General features: G+C 71.1%; 13 protein-coding genes. 5 read left to right on the forward strand and 8 right to left on the reverse strand.

Going from position 1 to position 16,858, the window contains the following annotated elements:
* Positions 1-44: 44 nt before the first annotated feature.
* Together ACQEU8_RS27310 and ACQEU8_RS27315 are read left to right on the forward strand one after the other, a co-directional pair.
* Positions 45-1,676 carry an alkaline phosphatase D family protein gene (locus ACQEU8_RS27310; RefSeq protein WP_433108744.1) on the forward strand — a complete coding sequence of 544 codons (1,632 nt, stop codon included), beginning with the start codon at positions 45-47 and terminating at the stop codon, positions 1,674-1,676.
* Positions 1,677-1,704: 28 nt separating this feature from the next.
* Entirely contained in the window at positions 1,705-3,279 is a 1,575-nt protein-coding gene (locus tag ACQEU8_RS27315; RefSeq protein WP_433105635.1) for a serine/threonine-protein kinase, read from the forward strand.
* Between the two features lie 9 nt (positions 3,280-3,288).
* Here ACQEU8_RS27315 and ACQEU8_RS27320 read toward each other — a convergent pair whose 3' ends face one another.
* Positions 3,289-3,876 carry a dienelactone hydrolase family protein gene (locus ACQEU8_RS27320; protein WP_433105637.1) on the reverse strand — a complete coding sequence of 196 codons (588 nt, stop codon included), beginning with the start codon at positions 3,874-3,876 and terminating at the stop codon, positions 3,289-3,291.
* Between the two features lie 167 nt (positions 3,877-4,043).
* Between ACQEU8_RS27320 and ACQEU8_RS27325 the strand changes: the two genes are divergently transcribed.
* Positions 4,044-5,081, forward strand: a complete 1,038-nt coding sequence (locus ACQEU8_RS27325; protein WP_433105639.1) for a mechanosensitive ion channel family protein — start codon at positions 4,044-4,046, stop codon at positions 5,079-5,081.
* 129 nt (positions 5,082-5,210) lie between these two features.
* Here ACQEU8_RS27325 and ACQEU8_RS27330 read toward each other — a convergent pair whose 3' ends face one another.
* Together ACQEU8_RS27330 and ACQEU8_RS27335 are read right to left on the reverse strand one after the other, a co-directional pair.
* Positions 5,211-6,815, reverse strand: coding sequence for a Na+/H+ antiporter (locus ACQEU8_RS27330; RefSeq protein WP_433105641.1), 1,605 nt, complete (start codon positions 6,813-6,815; stop codon positions 5,211-5,213).
* Between the two features lie 3 nt (positions 6,816-6,818).
* Positions 6,819-7,760 carry an RluA family pseudouridine synthase gene (locus ACQEU8_RS27335; RefSeq protein ID WP_433105643.1) on the reverse strand — a complete coding sequence of 314 codons (942 nt, stop codon included), beginning with the start codon at positions 7,758-7,760 and terminating at the stop codon, positions 6,819-6,821.
* Between the two features lie 237 nt (positions 7,761-7,997).
* Between ACQEU8_RS27335 and ACQEU8_RS27340 the strand changes: the two genes are divergently transcribed.
* Positions 7,998-9,260 (forward strand): peptidase M6, encoded by a 1,263-nt coding sequence (locus tag ACQEU8_RS27340; protein WP_433105645.1) that lies wholly within the window; start codon positions 7,998-8,000, stop codon positions 9,258-9,260.
* A gap of 26 nt (positions 9,261-9,286) precedes the next feature.
* On the opposite strand, the gene lspA is transcribed toward ACQEU8_RS27340, so the two are convergent.
* Positions 9,287-9,904 (reverse strand): signal peptidase II, encoded by a 618-nt coding sequence (gene lspA / locus ACQEU8_RS27345; RefSeq protein ID WP_433105647.1) that lies wholly within the window; start codon positions 9,902-9,904, stop codon positions 9,287-9,289.
* A gap of 53 nt (positions 9,905-9,957) precedes the next feature.
* Complete coding sequence (locus ACQEU8_RS27350) at positions 9,958-10,764, reverse strand: TraR/DksA family transcriptional regulator (RefSeq protein WP_433105649.1); 807 nt, start codon at positions 10,762-10,764, stop codon at positions 9,958-9,960.
* Between the two features lie 477 nt (positions 10,765-11,241).
* On the opposite strand from ACQEU8_RS27350, the gene ileS reads away from it, so the two are divergent.
* Positions 11,242-14,370, forward strand: a complete 3,129-nt coding sequence (gene ileS, locus ACQEU8_RS27355) for an isoleucine--tRNA ligase (RefSeq protein WP_433105651.1) — start codon at positions 11,242-11,244, stop codon at positions 14,368-14,370.
* A gap of 176 nt (positions 14,371-14,546) precedes the next feature.
* Here ileS and ACQEU8_RS27360 read toward each other — a convergent pair whose 3' ends face one another.
* The 3 genes from ACQEU8_RS27360 to ACQEU8_RS27370 all read right to left on the reverse strand — a co-directional run bounded on the left by ACQEU8_RS27360 (position 14,547) and on the right by ACQEU8_RS27370 (position 16,750).
* Complete coding sequence (locus ACQEU8_RS27360; RefSeq protein WP_433105653.1) at positions 14,547-15,710, reverse strand: DivIVA domain-containing protein; 1,164 nt, start codon at positions 15,708-15,710, stop codon at positions 14,547-14,549.
* 52 nt (positions 15,711-15,762) lie between these two features.
* On the reverse strand, positions 15,763-16,047 hold the full coding sequence (locus tag ACQEU8_RS27365; RefSeq protein WP_173869241.1) for a YggT family protein: 285 nt from the start codon (positions 16,045-16,047) through the stop codon (positions 15,763-15,765).
* Positions 16,048-16,111: 64 nt separating this feature from the next.
* A complete protein-coding gene (locus tag ACQEU8_RS27370; protein WP_433105656.1) occupies positions 16,112-16,750 on the reverse strand; it encodes a cell division protein SepF in 639 nt (212 codons plus the stop codon).
* Between the last annotated feature and the right edge of the window lie 108 nt (positions 16,751-16,858).

Here is a 16,858-nt window from a genome sequence, read left to right on the forward strand (position 1 = left end):
TCGCGAGAACCCAAACAGCCCTGCCCGCAAGAGCCGAGGGGCCGGTGCCGGCGCCGCGGCGCCGCGCCGTGGTCGCCGCCGGCGCGGCGGGGGCAGCGCTGCTGCCGCTCGCGGGTGCGCTGCCCGCCGCGAGCGCCGCCGACGCCGGTCCCGCGTTCGTGCACGGTGTGGCCTCGGGTGACCCCCTCCCGGACGGGGTGCTGCTGTGGACCCGGGTCACCCCGGAGCCCGGCGCCGTCCCCGGTTCCGGCAAGGGCGCCCCGGTCGAGGTGGCCTGGGAGGTGGCCGAGGACCGCGGGTTCGGCACCACCGCGGCGCACGGCACCGTGAAGGCCGAGGCGGCCTCCGATCACACCGTCAAGGCCGATGTGCGCGGGCTGCGCCCGGCCACCACGTACTACTTCCGCTTCACGGCCGACGGTGTGCACTCCCCCGTGGGCCGCACCCGTACCGCGCCCGCCGAGGGTTCCGAGGTCGCCAACCTGCGCTTCGGGGTGGTCTCCTGCGCCAACTACGAGGGCGGCTACTTCGCCGCGTACCGGCACCTGGCGGCCCGTACCGATCTGCACGCGGTGCTGCACCTGGGCGACTACATCTACGAGTACGGGCACGGCGAGTACCCCACCGGGGACGCCGTCGTACGGACCGTGCAGCCCACGCACGAGATCGTCTCGGCGGCCGACTACCGAATACGGCACGGCCACTACAAGTCCGACCCCGACCTCCAGGCCCTGCACGCGGCGCACCCGCTCATCGCCATCTGGGACGACCACGAGTTGGCCGACAACGCCTGGTCGGACGGTGCCGGCAACCACGACCCGGCAGCAGAGGGCGAGTGGGCGAAGCGGATGGCCGCGGCGAAGCAGGCGTACTTCGAGTGGCTTCCGGTGCGGCCCTCCACCGCGGGCACCACCTTCCGGAAGCTGCGCTTCGGGCAGTTGGCCGAACTGCATCTGCTGGACCTGCGCTCGTTCCGCGACGCGCAGGCGGAGGTGGGCGACGGCAAGGACATCGACGACCCGGACCGGACGCTGACCGGGCGCCGGCAGCTGGACTGGCTCAAGCGGGGTCTGGCGGACTCCGCAGCCCGCTGGAAGCTGGTCGCCAACCCGGTGATGATCTCCCAGGTGGCCTTCGGCTCCGTCCCCGCCAAGTTCCTGGGCCCGCTGGCCGAGTGCCTGGGCGTGCCCAAGGAGGGGCTGGCCGTCAACACCGACCAGTGGGACGGCTATACGGACGACCGGCGGGAGCTCCTCACGCACCTGCGCGACAACCGCGTCACCGACACCGTCTTCCTGACCGGTGACATCCATATGAACTGGGCCAACGAGGTGCCGCTGCGCGCCGCCGACCAGCACGAAGAGCCCCCGGTCGCCACGGAGTTCGTCATCACCTCCGTCACCTCCGACAACCTCGACGACATCCTGCACGTCGCCCCCGACACCCTCTCCGGCGTCGCCGAGGCGGCTGTCCGCGCCGCCAACCGCCATGTGCGCTGGGTCGACATGGACTCGCACGGCTTCGGGGTGCTGGACGTGGACGCGGCGCGGGCGCAGATGGACTACTTCGTGCTGTCCGACAAGACGGACAAGAACGCCACCGCCACGCTGCGCCGCTCCTACCGCACCGCCTCCGGCTCACAGCGCGTCGAACGCACATATCAGCCGATACGCTGAGCCGCAGTACGCGCCGTACGCTGACCCCATGACAGGGGGCGGGCGCGGAAGGCGCGGGCAGGTCGTCGACGGGCGGTTCGAGCTGCTGGAGCGGCTCGGGGCCGGGGGCATGGGCACGGTTTGGCGGGCGCGGGATGTCGCGCTGCACCGCGAGGTGGCGCTGAAGGAGGTCCGGCCCCCGGCCGCCGATCCGGACGACCCGGAGGCGGCGCTGGAAGGCTCGGAGGGCTCCCGGGCGCTGCGCGAGCGGGTGCTGCGGGAGGCTCGCGCCCTGGCCCGGCTCAGCCATCCACATGTGGTGACGATCCATCACATCGTGGACGAGGGCCCCTACCCCTGGCTGGTGATGGAGCTGGTGGGCGGTCCGTCGCTCGAACAGCGGCTGGCCCAGGGCCCGTTGGAGCCGCGCGAGGCGGCGCGGCTCGGCCGGGAAGTGCTCTCCGCGCTGCGTACCGCGCATGCGGCGGGCATCCAGCACCGCGATGTGAAGCCCGGTAACGTGCTGCTGCGCGAGGACGGTTCGGCGGTGCTGACCGACTTCGGGATCGCCGCGCTGCAGGGCTCGGCGACGGTGACGGTGACGGGCGAGTTCCTGGGCTCGCCGGAGTTCATCGCCCCGGAGCGGATCCGGGGCATCGACGACGACCCGGCGAGCGACCTGTGGTCACTGGGGCTGACGCTGTACCTGTGCACGGAGGGCCACAGCCCGCTGCGCCGCGCCACCACGCTGGCCACCATCGCCGCCGTCATCGACGACCCGGTTCCGCCGCCGGTACGCAGCGCGGCCCTGGGGCCCGTGCTGGAGGCCGTACTCGTCAAGGATCCCGCGGCCCGGATCGGCGCCGCGGAGCTGGAGCGGATGCTGACCGATGTGGCGGAGGGGCGGGAGGCTACACCGTATCTGCCGACGGAGCCGTCGATGCCGGTCCGCACGCCCGCCCCGGCCGGGCCACCAGCGCCGCCGCCGTCCGGGGCGGCGACCACTCCGCTGCCCGCCGGCGGCGCCCCGGAACGGCGCCGCGGCCGTATCGCGTTCGCCGTCGTCGGAGCCGTGGTGGCTGCCGCCCTCGTCGCCGGGGGTGCGTATCTGCTGACGCGGCCGGACGGGAAGTCCGCCGACGCGGGGGACAGCAAGCCCAGCGCACGGCCCTCCCCGACGATGACGGACGCCAAGGATCGCTCCTCCCCCGGGCCCTCCCCCAAGGAGAAGGCGAGCCAGCAGCCGGAGCGGAGCCAGAGCCCGGGCGCGGAGTCCTCCGGCTCCCCCGGCAACACCTGGGTCGCCCAGCTCGGCTCGGTCGCCAAGTCGGACGGCATCGGCGAGCGCGACAGGATGCGGGCCACGTTGAGCCGCAAGACGGAGGGGGTGCGCTATGTGGACAGCGACCGTTACGCCTCGCTGCGTCCGGGCTACTGGATGTTCTACGCCCCCGGCCCCTCCGGCGGCTTCCGCAGCGGCCTGGAGGTGACGGACTGGTGCGTCGCGCGCGGCCTGACGTCGTCGAGCCAGTGCGTGGGCCGCTTCGTCAGTGACAACGCGGCCGACCGTCGCTACGTCTGCGCCCCGGACAAGAGCCGGGGTACGGGGCGCTGCCAGCGCTGAGCCCGTCGCCTACAGCGTCTCCAGGAACCCCAGCACCGTCCGCCAGGTGCGCTCGGCGGCTTCCTTGTCGTAGTCCTCCAGCTCGGCGTGGGTGTACAGGTGCCCGGCACCGGGGTATCTGTGCACCTCCACGTCGGCGCCGGCCCGCTGCATCCGCAGATACCAGGCGGTCAGCCAGTCGTGCGACTCGAAGGCGTCGGGGTCCCCGACGTGCAGCTGCACCGGGAGGTCGTCCACCGCGGCGTCCTCCGCGATGTCCGACGTCCCGGAGAACAGCACCAGGCCGCGCGCCTTCTCGTCGGCCAGCGCGAGGGTCTGGGCGATGGAGCCGCCCAGCGAGAAGCCCGCGTAGACCAGGCCCTTGTCGGAGTGGGGTGCCGTGGCGGTCACGGCCCGTCGCAGCAGCTCGTCCCGGTCGGGGCTGCCCTCCTCCTCGCGCATCCGCATCCCCTCCTCCACCGAGGCGGCCGTCCGCCCGTCGAAGAGGTCCGGGATGATCACCTCGTGCCCCGCGGAGCGGAGCCGCTCAGCCGCGGCGTGCACATCCGCGGTGAGCCCGCACACGGAGTGCAGGAGAACGATCGATACGGATGCCACAGATGTCACTTCCTTCACAAACAGCCCCCGGTGGGAGCCCTGGAGCCGGGTACTCCACATGGTGCCAGGTACGGTCGTCCGTGGTCCTCGGGCGGCCGCCGCGCGACCGCCCACCCCGGTGCCGCGCGACCGGCGGCCCTCACAGGTGACCTAGGAGAAAGGCGACCATGGAGAACGTGCTCCGGCCCGTCATCGTCTTCGGTGGCGCGATCGTGCTCTCGTACGTCCTCGCCTGGGCCGTCGACCGGCTGATGGTACGTCTCGACGTCCGCCACCCGGAGACCCCGATGTGGGGGCTGCTGCGCAGCGGCCGCTTCCCCTTCCAGGCGGTGCTCTTCGTCGCGCTGGTCAGCTCCTTCTTCGACCAGACCGAGCTGGCCAAGGACCACAGGGCCGGCGTCGACCGGTGGCTGACCATCGTCCTGGTCGCGGCCTCGGCCTGGCTGATCCTGCGGATCGTCGCCGCGATAACGGAGACGATCGCCACCCGGTACGCGGGCGCCACCCACGATCCGGCACGCGGGCGCCGGGTGCGCACCCAGCTGACGCTGATCCGGCGGCTGATCACCGCCGTGGTGACGGTGATCGCGGTGGCGGCGGTGCTGCTCCAGTTCCCCGGCATGAAGACGTTCGGCACCTCGATGCTGGCCTCGGCCGGTGTGCTGGGCATCGTCGCCGGTATCGCGGCCCAGTCGACGCTGGGCAACCTGTTCGCCGGGCTGTCGATCGCCTTCGGGGACATGGTGCGGATCGGCGACGAGGTCGTGGTGGACGGCGAGATGGGCACGGTCGAGGAGATCACCGTCTCGTATCTGGTGCTCCTGACCTGGGACGAGCGGCGGATCACGATGCCCGTCTCGTACTTCACCAGCAAGCCGTTCGAGAACTGGTCGCGCGGCGGCCCGCAGCAGACCGGCACCGTCTATCTCCACCTCGACCACTCGGCCCCGATCGCCGAGCTCCGCGCCAAGGCGGAGGAGCTTGTGCGGGCCAGCGACGAGTGGGACGGGCGCAGCTGGGGCGTGGTGGTCACCGACACCACGCCCACCACGATCGAGGTGCGGGTCGCGGTGACGGCACGCTCCTCGGACGATCTGTGGACGCTGCGGTGTTCGCTCCGCGAGGAGCTGATCGCCTGGCTGAAGGCGTGCCACCCCGAGTCGCTGCCGGGGATCCGGCACATTCCGCAGGAGAAGCTGGTCTAGTCATCCGCGGTACTGGGACGGGGGTGCCCCTTCCTGGCCTCCGCAGACTGCGGGTTCGTCGTGGCCGGTGGGGGCACCTCCCGGCCGGAGGCTGGGGGAGCAGTTCCCCGCGCCCCTTCGGGGCGCAGCTCACAGCCCCCGAAAACTGCGGACGTCCAACTGGTGCAGCACCCGGTCCACAACCTCCGGATCGACACCGGCCTCCCCGCGCGCCGCAAGCACCTCATGCCGCGCAGCGGACAGCAGCTCGCCCTGGAGCCGCCGCATCTTCTGGGCCCGGGCCACCCGCTTGCTGTGCGCGGCGCGGCGCTCCTCGCCGACGATCTCGGGGGAGATCCGCGCGCCCACGTCCCAGGCCCGCCGCAGCAGCGTCTCGGAGACCTCTTCGGGCAGCTCCTCGACCTCTTCGATCTCCTTGAGCCGCTTGCGGGCCGCCTTGGCGACGCGCAGCGCCAGCTGCCGCTCCAGCTCGCGCTCGGCGGCGCTGTCGGTCTGCACGTTCAGCCGCCTGACCAGCCGGGGCAGGGTCAGCCCCTGGAAGATCAGGGTGACGATCACCACGGCGAAGGCGATGAAGATGATCGCCTCGCGGCCGGGGAAGGCACCGCCCCCGGCCTCCGGCTCCACGGACAGCGGGACGGCCAGCGCCAGCGCGACGGAGGCCACCCCGCGCATCCCGGCCCACCACACGACGACGGTCTCCCGCCAGTTGCGCGGAATGTCCTCGTCCAGGTCCTTGCGCTGGTGCAGCCGCTGCGCCAGCCATGCGGAGGGCAGCAGCCACAGCAGCCGCAGAACGACCACGACGCCGACGACCGCGAGGGCCGCGGGCAGCAGCTGCCGCCAGTCCTCCTGCACGGTGCCGAAGATGGTATGCAGTTCCAGCCCGATCAGCCCGAAGGCGATCCCGGTGACCAGCGTGTCCACGATCTGCCAGAATGTCTGCCCGGCCAGCCTGCCCTGCACGTCGTCCGCGTCCACGGCGTGCCCGGAGGCCAGATAGAGCGCCGTCGTCAGGACGCCCAGCACGCCCGAGCCCATCAGCTCCTCGGCCAGCACATAGGAGGCGAACGGCACCAGCAGGGTCAGCCCGGTCTGGAGGGTGGCGTCCCCGAGGTAGCCCATCAGCTTGTTGGCGAGCCAGCCCAGCGCGAGGCCGACGGCGACGGCCACCACTCCGGAGAGCACCAGTTCGCCCAGGGCGACGGGCAGCGAGAACGAGCCCGTGACGGCGGCGGCGATCGCCACGTGGTAGAGGGTGATCGCCGTCACATCGTTGAACAGACCCTCGCCCTCCAGCGCGGAGACCAGCCGCCGCGGCAGACCGACATTGCCCGCGACGGCGGTGGCGGCGACCGGGTCGGGCGGCGCCACCAGCGCACCCAGCGCCACGGCCCCCGCGACGCCGAGCCCGGGCACCAGTGCGTTGGCCACGGCGGCCACCGCTGCGGTGGTGACGAAGACCAGTGCGACCGCCATCAGGAAGATCGGCCGCTTGTTCGCCGCGAACTGCCGCCAGGACGTGCGCTGGGCAGCCGCGTAGATCAGCGGCGGCAGCACCAGCGGCAGGATGTACTCGGGCGGCAGCGTGACGTTCGGTATGGAGGGGATCAGCGCCAGCACGCCGCCGAAGATCGTCATCAGTACGGGCGAGGGCAGCCCGAGCTTGTCCCCGAGGGGGACCATGAGGACGGCGGCGAGCAGCAGGGCGAAGAAGAGAGCGAGCTGATCCATGGATCAGGAGCTCTCGGCGCGCACCTTGTCCAGTGCGGCCTGGAGGTCTGCCGGGTAGGCACTCTCGTACTCGACCCAGCCCCCGTCGCCGGGGTGTTCGAAGCCGAGCCGCACCGCGTGCAGCCACTGGCGCTCCAGCCGTAGCCGCTTGGCCAGCGTCGGGTCGGCGCCGTAGGTGAGGTCGCCGACGCAGGGGTGCCGGTGGGCCGCCATGTGCACCCGGATCTGATGGGTGCGGCCGGTCTCCAGCTTGATGTCCAGCAGACTGGCGGCGCGGAACGCCTCGATCAGGTCGTAGTGGGTCACCGAGGGCTTGCCGTCGGAGGTGACCGCCCACTTGTAGTCGTGCTGGGGATGGCGGCCGATGGGCGCGTCGATGGTGCCGCTGAGCGGATCGGGGTGGCCCTGGACCAGCGCGTGGTAACGCTTGTCGACGATGCGCTCCTTGAACTGCCGCTTGAGCAGCGTGTAGGCCCGCTCGGACTTGGCGACGACCATCAGTCCGGAAGTGCCCACGTCCAGCCGGTGCACGATGCCCTGCCGCTCGGCGGCGCCGGAGGTGGCGATGGTGTACCCGGCGGCGGCCAGCCCGCCGATGACGGTGGGACCGCTCCAGCCGGGGCTGGGGTGGGCCGCGACACCGACCGGCTTGGCGATCACCACGAGGTCGTCGTCGTCATGCACGATCTCCATGCCCTCGACGGGCTCGGCGACGATCTGCACCGGCTGCGCCTGCCGGGGCATCTCGACCTCGATCCACGCCCCGCCCTGCACCCGGTCCGACTTGCCGGCGGGCGCCCCGTCCAGCAGCACCTTCCCGCCCGCGGCCAGCTCCGCCGCCTTGGTCCGTGAGAAGCCGAACATCCGGGCGAGCGCCGCATCGACGCGTTCGCCCTCCAGACCATCGGGTACGGGCAGGGTGCGGGTTTCAGGAAGCGTGCTCACCTGATCGAGTATGCCGGACGGCGGCATTCGGCCGTATGCCACCTTGACGCGGCCCCCTCTCCGCGCTTGATGCGGCCCCCTCTCCGCGCGGTAACGGATCCCTTTCCGCCCCCATCTCCCGGCCGGTGCGAGGCGACGTCACTCGCGCGGCTCCGCCCGAGGTGCGGCGCCCCGCTCCGCGGCCGACGGTGTCCGTGAGCCTCGGGACCCGTCGAGCACCCCCGGAGGGCACGCCCGATGACGCCGCGCAGGACACCGAAGCACCCCGCGCCGGACTCCGGCGCCGAGCCGGGCATACGCCGCAGCCCCGCGCACCGCCGGGCGCTCGCGGTGGCGACGGCGCTGGCCACCGCCTGCCTCACCCTGGCCCCGGCCCAGGTCGCGTCGGCCGAGGGCATCGCGGGCCCCTGCGCGATAGCGCCCGGCAGCGGCACCGACGAGGGCCCGCTCAACCCCGCCTACGTCCGCCCCCACGGCCACAAGCGGGCGCTGATGCTGATGGTCGACTTCAGCGACCACCCGGCGGTGACCCCGGCCCATGAGCGCGCCCGCTTCTTCTCCCGGTACGGCGACCGCTTCTGGGACCGCGCCTCGTTCGGGAAGTACCGGCTGGACACCGACACCAGCTCCGACTGGATACGCATGCCGCGACCGTGGTCCTCGTACGGGATAACCCGCGGCATACCGACCGGTCTGATGCGCGGCTACGTCCAGGACGCACTGGAGGCCGCACGGCGGCAGGGCACCGACGTGGACAGTGCCGACCTGGTCTTCATCGTCGCCGACAGCAATCTGCCCGCCGCGCCGACCGTCTCCCAGGCGCACACCTTCCACGGGCTCAGGGCGGCCGGCACCCGGGTGCACGGCGCGGCCCTCGTCTTCGGCCGCGCCGTCGACTCGCCGCTGTGGCAGCGCGGCAACTTCGTGCACGAGGCCCACCACCTCTACGGCCTGCCCGACCTCTACAACGTCGCCGAGAACGCCTCCGTCGAGTACGTGGGCGGCTGGGACACCATGAGCATGGCGGGCATCTCCGACCTGCTGGGCTGGCACAAGTGGAAGTTCGGCTGGCTGTCCCGCTCCCGGGTCGGCTGCGTCACCTCGTCCGGCACCACCGAGCACACCCTCTCCCCGGTCAGCTCGGCCGACGCGGGCCTGGCCGTCATCCGTACGGGGCGGCACCGCGCGATAGTCGCCGAGGCCCGCACCCGCTCAGGACTGGACCGGGACATCTGTGCCGAGGGCGTACTGCTCTATACCGTCGACTCCGGCAGACCCACCGGCGAGGGCCCCGTACGCGTCGTCGACTCCCGGCCCCGCAGCGGCGGCGGCGCGGCCTGCGCCGACCGGCTGCCCACCGAGCTCGCCGAGATGTCGGACGCGCCCTTCACACCCGGTGAGAGCCACACCTTCCGCGGCGGGATACGGATCACCATCACCGAGGCCACCGGCCACGGCCGTTACGGCATCCGCGTCCAGGTGCCGGACGAAGGCGACTGAGCCACGCGACCGCCGGCCGGGGCGGCTCAGTCCCGGTGGACGGTCCCGTCCGGGTCAAGGCCGCGGAAGGAGAGCAGCACGATCAGGATGCCGCCGCACACGATGGCCGAGTCGGCGAGGTTGAAGACGGCGAAGTGCTTGGGCGCGATGAAGTCCACGACGGCGCCCTGGAAGACGCCCGGCGTACGGAAGATCCGGTCGGTCAGATTCCCGCACGCGCCGCCCAACAGCAGGCCGAGCGCGATCGCCCACGGGGTGCTGTAGAGCTTCCGGGCGATCCGCGCGATCACCACCACGACGGCCACCGCGATCGCGGTCAGCAGGATCGTCAGCGCCTCCCCGATCCCGAAGGCGGCGCCCGCGTTGCGGATGACGTTCAGCTGGAGCCAGGGCCCGAGCAGCTCGACCGGCGCATGGTTCTCCAGCTTCGCGACCACGACCAGCTTGCTGAGCAGATCCAGCACGAAAGCGAGCCCGGCCACCCCGATCAGCACACTGATCCGGCGCCTGCGCTGTGCTGGAGCGGCCGGCTCCTCCTCGGTGCGCTCCGCCTCGGAGCGCACCTCTTCGTCCCTGCGCTCCGCTTCGCCGCCGCCGGCCGCGCCTTCGTCGGGGCCATCGACAGGCCGCTCCACCTCAGTCACGCTTTGAGGGTACGACACGCGCGGACGGCGGCGTTCACGGCGTTCTCCCGCGGTCAGCGGCGCTCCTGCTTCTGCTTGCACTCCACGCACAGCGTGGCCCGCGGGAACGCCTGCATCCTGGCCTTCCCGATCGGTTTGCCGCAGTTCTCGCACAGCCCGTACGTCCCCGCGTCCAGCCGCTCCAGCGCCCGCTCGCTCTGGTAGAGCATCTCGCGCGCGTTGGCGGCCAGCGCCATCTCGTGCTCGCGGGTGATGTTCTTGGTCCCGGTGTCGGCGTCGTCGTCACCGGCGCCGTCGCCCGAGTCGCGCATCAGCCCGTTGAGCGCCTCATCCGCGGAGATGATCTCCTGCCGCAGCCGCTCGGCCTCGTCCCGCAGCCCCGAGCGCGCCTCCTCGACCTCTTCCGGGGACCAGGGGTCCTCGTCGGGGCGTACCGGCAGTTCACCGGGGGCCGCAGCGCCCTCCCCGTTCCGCGCCGAGGGCACTGCCTCGGCCTCCGTCACTGCCGGAGTCTTCTTCGCAGCCACCGTCCCTGCTCCCGTCGTCTTCTGCGCGGCCTGCCCGGCGGGCGCCTGTGCGGTGCCCTCCGCGCGGTCCGCTGCCGCTTCGGCCGCCGTCACTTCCGCGGCGCCCTCATCGGCCGCCGCCCGTTCCCCCGCGGTCCTCTTCGCCGCGGCTTTCTTCGCCGGAGCCTTCTTCGCCGGTGCCTTCTTCGCCCCCGCCTTCTTCGCCGGTACCTTCTTGGCGGCCCCCTTGCTCGCCGGTGCCGCCTTGCCGGGAACCTTCTTCGCTGCCGCGGCCTTTTTCGTGGTCTTCTTCGATGCTGCCGTCTTCTTCGCGGCGCTCTCCTCCGCCACCATGACCGCGGCCCCTTCACATTTTGTGATCTTGCTCGCGAACGTGACCGGAACGATAAATCGACTTCAAGCACACGGCAACGGGGCACGCCGGTCTGCAACCTTTGTGCCCCGCCCGGGCGCTCGAAAACCGCTCCGTGCCCGCGCGTGAATCCCCGTACACTGGGGGCGGCGAGAGGCGTTGATGGGGACGAGTAGCGTCCGTGAGCGGCCCAGAGCGATCCGGGGACGGTGGAAGCCCGGAGGCGAGCGCGGCGTGAAGATCACCCCGGAGCCGCCGGAAGAAAGTCCGGAAGCAGCAGCTTCCGGGCGAGTAGAACCGGCAGCGCTGACCCAATGAGGGGACGGTGGGCACAGCCCGTCGTCAAGGAGGGTGGTACCGCGGGTCCGCCGCCGGCCAGGCAGGCGAGCTCGTCCCTCCGACGGAAGTGAAGACGCGCAGCATCTTCCCGATGTCCGCCGGAGGAAGAAGACCCGCCGATGCAATACAACCAGGTGCCCGCCCAGGTCGACCTGCCCGCGCTGGAGCGCGCTGTGCTCGACTTCTGGCGCGAGAGCAAGGTGTTCGCCCGCAGCCTCGAGATGTCCGAGGGCCGCCCGGAGTGGGTCTTCTACGAGGGCCCGCCCACCGCGAACGGCATGCCGGGAGCGCACCACATCGAGGCCCGTGTCTTCAAGGACGTCTTCCCCCGCTTCCGTACCATGCGCGGCTACCACGTGGCCCGTAAGGCCGGCTGGGACTGCCACGGCCTGCCGGTCGAGCTGGCCGTCGAGAAGGAGCTGGGCTTCAACGGCAAGCAGGACATCGAGAACTACGGCATCGCCGAGTTCAACGCCAAGTGCCGCGAGTCGGTGACCCGCCACACGGACGCCTTCGCCGAGCTGACGACCCGGATGGGCTACTGGGTCGACCTGGACGACGCGTACCGCACGATGAACCCCGAGTACATCGAGTCGGTCTGGTGGTCGCTGAAGCAGGTCTTCACCAAGGGCCTGCTGGTCCAGGACCACCGCGTCGCCCCCTGGTGCCCTCGCTGCGGCACCGGCCTGTCCGACCACGAGCTGGCCCAGGGGTACGAGACGGTGGTGGACCCCTCGGTCTACGTCCGGATGCCGCTCACCTCGGGACCGCTGGCCGGCGAGGCGTCCCTGATGGTGTGGACGACCACCCCCTGGACGCTGGTCGCCAACCTCGCCGTGGCCACGCACCCCGACGTCACCTACGTCGTCGCCTCCGACGGCACCGACAAGATCGTCGTCGCCGAGCCGCTGCTGGACACGGCACTCGGCGAGGGCTGGCACATCACCGGCGAGCGCTACACGGGCCGGGAGATGAACGGCTGGCACTATCAGCGCCCCTTCGAGCTCGTCGACATCCCCGGCGCCCACTTCGTCGTCAACGACACCTATGTCACCACCGAGGACGGCACCGGCATGGTGCACCTGGCGCCCTTCGGTGAGGACGACTTCCGGGTGGCCCGTGCCAACGGCATCGAGCCGGTCGTGCCCGTCCGCGCCGACGGCACGTTCGAGCCGGAGCTGGACCTGATCGGCGGCCAGTTCTTCAAGAAGGCCGACGAGGCCCTGGTCGCCGACCTGGACGCCCGAGGTCTGCTGTTCCGGCACGTGGCCTACGAGCACAGCTACCCCCACTGCTGGCGCTGCCACACGGCCCTCATCTACTACCCGCAGCCGTCCTGGTACATCCGTACGACGCAGATCAAGGAAGCTCTGCTGCGGGAGAACGAGGCGACCAACTGGTTCCCCGACTCGGTCAAGCACGGCCGGTTCGGCGACTGGCTGGACAACAACGTGGACTGGGCGCTGTCCCGCAACCGCTACTGGGGCACCCCGCTGCCCATCTGGCGCTGCGAGGAGGGCCACCTCACCTGCGTCGGCTCGCTGGCCGAGCTGAGCGAGCTGTCCGGCAGCGACCAGTCAGGGCTCGACCCGCACCGCCCCTACATCGACGCGGTCACCTTCGGCTGCCCCACCGAGGGCTGCACGCTGGAGGCCCAGCGCGTCCCCGAGGTCATCGACGCCTGGTACGACTCGGGCTCGATGCCCTTCGCCCAGTGGGGTTACCCGTACAAGAACAAGGAGCTGTTCGAGAAGCGCTACCCGGCGCAGTTCATCTCGGAGGCCATCGACCAGACCCGCGGCTGGTTCTACACGCTGATGGCCGTGGGCACCCTCGTCTTCGACAAGTCGTCGTACGAGAACGTCGTCTGCCTCGGCCACATCCTCGCCGAGGACGGCCGCAAGATGTCCAAGCACCTGGGCAACACCCTGGAGCCCATCCCGCTGATGGAACAGCACGGCGCGGACGCGGTGCGCTGGTTCATGGCCGCGGGCGGCTCGCCCTGGGCCGCCCGCCGGGTCGGCCACGGCACCATCCAGGAAGTCGTCCGCAAGACGCTGCTGACCTACTGGAACACCGTCGCCTTCCAGGCCCTCTACGCTCGTACGGCCGGCTGGGCGCCCTCCGAGTCCGACCCGGCGCCGAACCTGCGGCCGCTGCTGGACCGCTGGCTGCTGAGCGAACTGCACGCCCTGGTCGACCAGGTCACCCTCGCCATGGACAGCTACGACACCCAGCGCGCGGGCAAGCTGCTGTCCACCTTCGTCGACGACCTGTCCAACTGGTACGTCCGCCGCTCCCGCCGCCGCTTCTGGCAGGGCGACGCCGCCGCGCTGCGTACGCTGCACGACGTGATCGAGACCGTCACCAAGCTGATGGCGCCGATCACCCCGTTCCTGACCGAGCGCGTCTGGCAGGACCTCGTCGTCCCGGTCACCCCCGGCGCCCCGGACTCGGTCCACCTGACCTCCTGGCCGCAGGCCGACCTCAGCCGTATCGACCCCGAGCTGTCCCAGGACATGCTGCTGGTCCGCCGGCTGGTGGAGCTGGGCCGCGCCTCCCGCGCCGAGTCCGGCGTCAAGACCCGGCAGCCGCTGTCCCGAGCGCTCATCGCCGCGCAGGGCTTCGAGACCCTCTCCCCCGAGATGCGCACCCAGATTACGGAGGAGCTGAACGTCGAGCAGCTCGCCTCCCTCTCGGAGGTCGGCGGCTCGCTCGTCGACACCACGGCCAAGGCCAACTTCCGGGCGCTGGGCCGCCGGTTCGGCAAGGAGACCCAGACGGTCGCCAAGGCCATCGCCGAGGCCGACGCCGCCGCGCTGTCGGTGGCCCTGCGGGAGGGCACGGCCACCGTGCGGGTGAACGGGGAGACCGTCGCCCTCAGCCCGGAGGAGGTCATCATCACCGAGACGCCCCGGGAGGGCTGGTCGGTGGCCTCCGACTCCGGTGCCACCGTCGCGCTGGATCTGGAGATCAGCCCCGAGCTGCGGCGCACCGGACTCGCCCGCGACGCCATCCGGCTCATCCAGGAGGCCCGTAAGAACTCCGGCCTCGATGTCGCCGACCGGATCGAGCTGCGCTGGCAGTCGGGCGACCAGGACGTGGCCCGCGCCCTCGCCGAGCACACCTTCCTCATCGCGGAAGAGGTCCTCGCCGAGGAGTTCGCCCAGGGCGACCCCGCCGAGATCGAAGGCCCGACCTTCGAGGACGAGGCTCTCGACCTGAAGTTCCGCCTCCGCAAGCGCTGAGCCCTCCCCGGCAGGCCGTCCATCGAAGCACCCCCACCCATTCCGGGTGGGGGTGCCCGCTTTTGTCGGGTTGCCAGCTTTGTCGGGTTGCCGGTGTCGAACCACAAACAGGCCGGGCCCGAGAGCACCTGGTGCTCTCGGGCCCGGCCTGTCAAAAGGGGCTCAGCGCTTGCGGCTCAGCTCTCGTCCTCGTCGATGAGGAAGCCCCGCATGGGCGACGGCGCCTGCTGGCCCTGCGGACCGCCCTGCGGCCGCACCGGCGCCATCGGCTGCGTCATGGCAGGCGACATCTGCTGCTGCCCACCGTAGGACTGCCCGGCACCGCCCTGGGTGTGCGGGCCACCACCGTGGCCGCCCATGGAGTGCCCGTTGCCGCCCATCGACTGGTGCCCGCCCATGGAGCCGCCACCGCTGGTGGCCGCCCCCGCCGGGGCTCCGGCCGACGCCATCGACGGCGTGGGCGCGGGCAGCGACGCGGTCGCCGGCGTCCGCGGCGGCGCGAGCGAGTCGTCGGCCTGGTTCTCCAACTGCCGCAGCTGGCTCTCCAGGTACGACTTCAGCCGCGTACGGTACTCGCGTTCGAAGCCGCGCAGGTCCTCGACCTTGCGCTCCAGGGTGGCGCGGGCGGACTCGAGGGAGCCCATCGCGACCCGGTGCTTCTCCTGCGCGTCCCGCTCCAGCGCGTCGGCCTTGGCGCGGGCGTCCCGCTCCAGGCCCTCGGCGCGGCTGCGGGCCTCGCCGACGATCTTGTTGGCCTCGGAACGGGCCTCCGCGATCGCCTGGTCCGCGGTCTGCTGCGCCAGCGACAGCACGCGGGCCGCGCTGTCGTTGTTCTGGCCGCCGCCGGGCATCTGCGGGCCGCCCTGCGGGCCACCTGGACCCATGGGACCGCCCTGCTGCGGGCCGGGGCCACCGGGGCCCATCGGACCGCCCTGCGGACCCGGACCACCGGGACCGCCGTGTCCACCGGGGCCGCCGGGGCCCGCGGGGAGCTGCGCCTGTCCGCCGGGAAGCTGCGGCGGGCCGCCCATGCCCTGCTGTTGGGGCGGGACGGGCTGCGGTCCGGATATGGCGGCGGGCACGGGGGCCCCGCCTTGCTGCTGCTGCCTGTCCTGAGGTTCAGGAGGCTTTCGCATGCCGCCCTGTTGTTGCTGGTTCTGCGCGGCCGCGCGCGTGGCCGCAGCCAGCTTGGCGCGCAGGTCCTCGTTCTCGCGCAGCAGCCGGGTCAGCTCGGCTTCGACCTCATCGAGGAAGGCATCGACCTCGTCCTCGTCATAGCCTTCGCGCAGACGGACGGTCGTGAACTGCTTGTTCCGCACGTCCTCGGGGGTCAGTGGCATCTCTTCACCTCAACGTAAGTCGTCGGCATATCGGCAAGACCATTCCGATCGTTCACAGCCTGGCCACGACGTTGATCAGGATGTAGACGATGATCATGAGTACGAAGAAGGACAGGTCTAGCGCCACGCCCCCGAAGCGCAGCGGTGGGATGAACCGCCGCAAAAGCTTGAGTGGCGGATCGGTGACAGTGTAGGCGGCCTCCAGAACGACCACCATCGCCTTGCCGGGTTGCCATGAGCGGGCGAACTGGAAGACGTAGTCCATCACCAGCCGGAAGATCAGCACGAGCAGGAAGCAGTACAGCGCGATTTGGACCACGTCCAGTGCGGTTCTCATCTGCGCGTCCCTCTCCCCTGGGGCTCTCGTGCGGCCTTGGCGGCCTGTTCCTGGATCCTGCGTCTCAGCTCTGGTTGAAGAACCCGCCCTCTGCGATGCGGGCCTTGTCCTCCGCCGTGACATCGACGTTAGCAGGAGACAGCAGGAACACCTTCTGCGTCACTCGCTCGATACTGCCGTGCAGACCGAAGACCAGACCAGCCGCAAAGTCGACAAGTCGCTTCGCGTCGGTGTCGTCCATCTCCGTCAGATTCATGATCACCGGAGTGCCTTCACGGAAGTGTTCCCCGATGGTACGGGCTTCGTTGTAGGTCCGAGGGTGCAACGTGGTGATCCGGTACGGCTCACGTTCGGACACGACCTTGGGCATGATCACCGGGGCACTCTTCTCGACATTCTGGCGTTCAGGTGTGATGGATGACACCGGAGCAATTCTCCCGGCTCGTCCGCTTTCGGCAGCAACCGCCGGGGTCGACTCCGGCTCCCGCTCCCGCTGCGCCGGGGGGTGAGCAACCCTCACCGGCTCCTCAGGTTCGGTCTTTTGGAGGGAATGGTGTGATTGTTCCGACTCGTACCGCCGACGGTCACGTTCGGGCTCGGGCTCGGGCTCGAACTCGTCGTCAGGGTCGAATCCCCGGCCGTCGTACCCATCGTCCTCCACGAGGCCGAGGTAGACCGCCATCTTGCGCATCGCGCCGGCCATTCTCTGCGTCCTCCGCTCTGTGGTGGATCGACTCCGCCCCCGTCACCGGTGGCCCTGGGATGATCCACGCAGCCTCTCCGACCGGCCTTTTCCGGCGGAAATGACCAT

The organism is Streptomyces sp. CA-250714 (assembly GCF_050936705.1).
Taxonomy (GTDB): Bacteria; Actinomycetota; Actinomycetes; order Streptomycetales; family Streptomycetaceae; genus Streptomyces.

Bases quoted from the DNA above. Each gene is read 5' to 3' on its own strand.
- ACQEU8_RS27315 (WP_433105635.1), top strand. From the start codon at position 1,705: ATGACAGGGGGCGGGCGCGGAAGGCGCGGGCAGGTCGTCGACGGGCGG.
- ACQEU8_RS27325 (WP_433105639.1), top strand. From the start codon at position 4,044: ATGGAGAACGTGCTCCGGCCCGTCATCGTCTTCGGTGGCGCGATCGTG.
- ACQEU8_RS27330 (WP_433105641.1), bottom strand. From the start codon at position 6,815: ATGGATCAGCTCGCTCTCTTCTTCGCCCTGCTGCTCGCCGCCGTCCTC.
- ACQEU8_RS27340 (WP_433105645.1), top strand. From the start codon at position 7,998: ATGACGCCGCGCAGGACACCGAAGCACCCCGCGCCGGACTCCGGCGCC.
- ACQEU8_RS27350 (WP_433105649.1), bottom strand. From the start codon at position 10,764: ATGGTGGCGGAGGAGAGCGCCGCGAAGAAGACGGCAGCATCGAAGAAG.
- ileS (WP_433105651.1), top strand. From the start codon at position 11,242: ATGCAATACAACCAGGTGCCCGCCCAGGTCGACCTGCCCGCGCTGGAG.
- ACQEU8_RS27360 (WP_433105653.1), bottom strand. From the start codon at position 15,710: ATGCCACTGACCCCCGAGGACGTGCGGAACAAGCAGTTCACGACCGTC.
- ACQEU8_RS27365 (WP_173869241.1), bottom strand. From the start codon at position 16,047: ATGAGAACCGCACTGGACGTGGTCCAAATCGCGCTGTACTGCTTCCTG.
- ACQEU8_RS27370 (WP_433105656.1), bottom strand. From the start codon at position 16,750: ATGGCCGGCGCGATGCGCAAGATGGCGGTCTACCTCGGCCTCGTGGAG.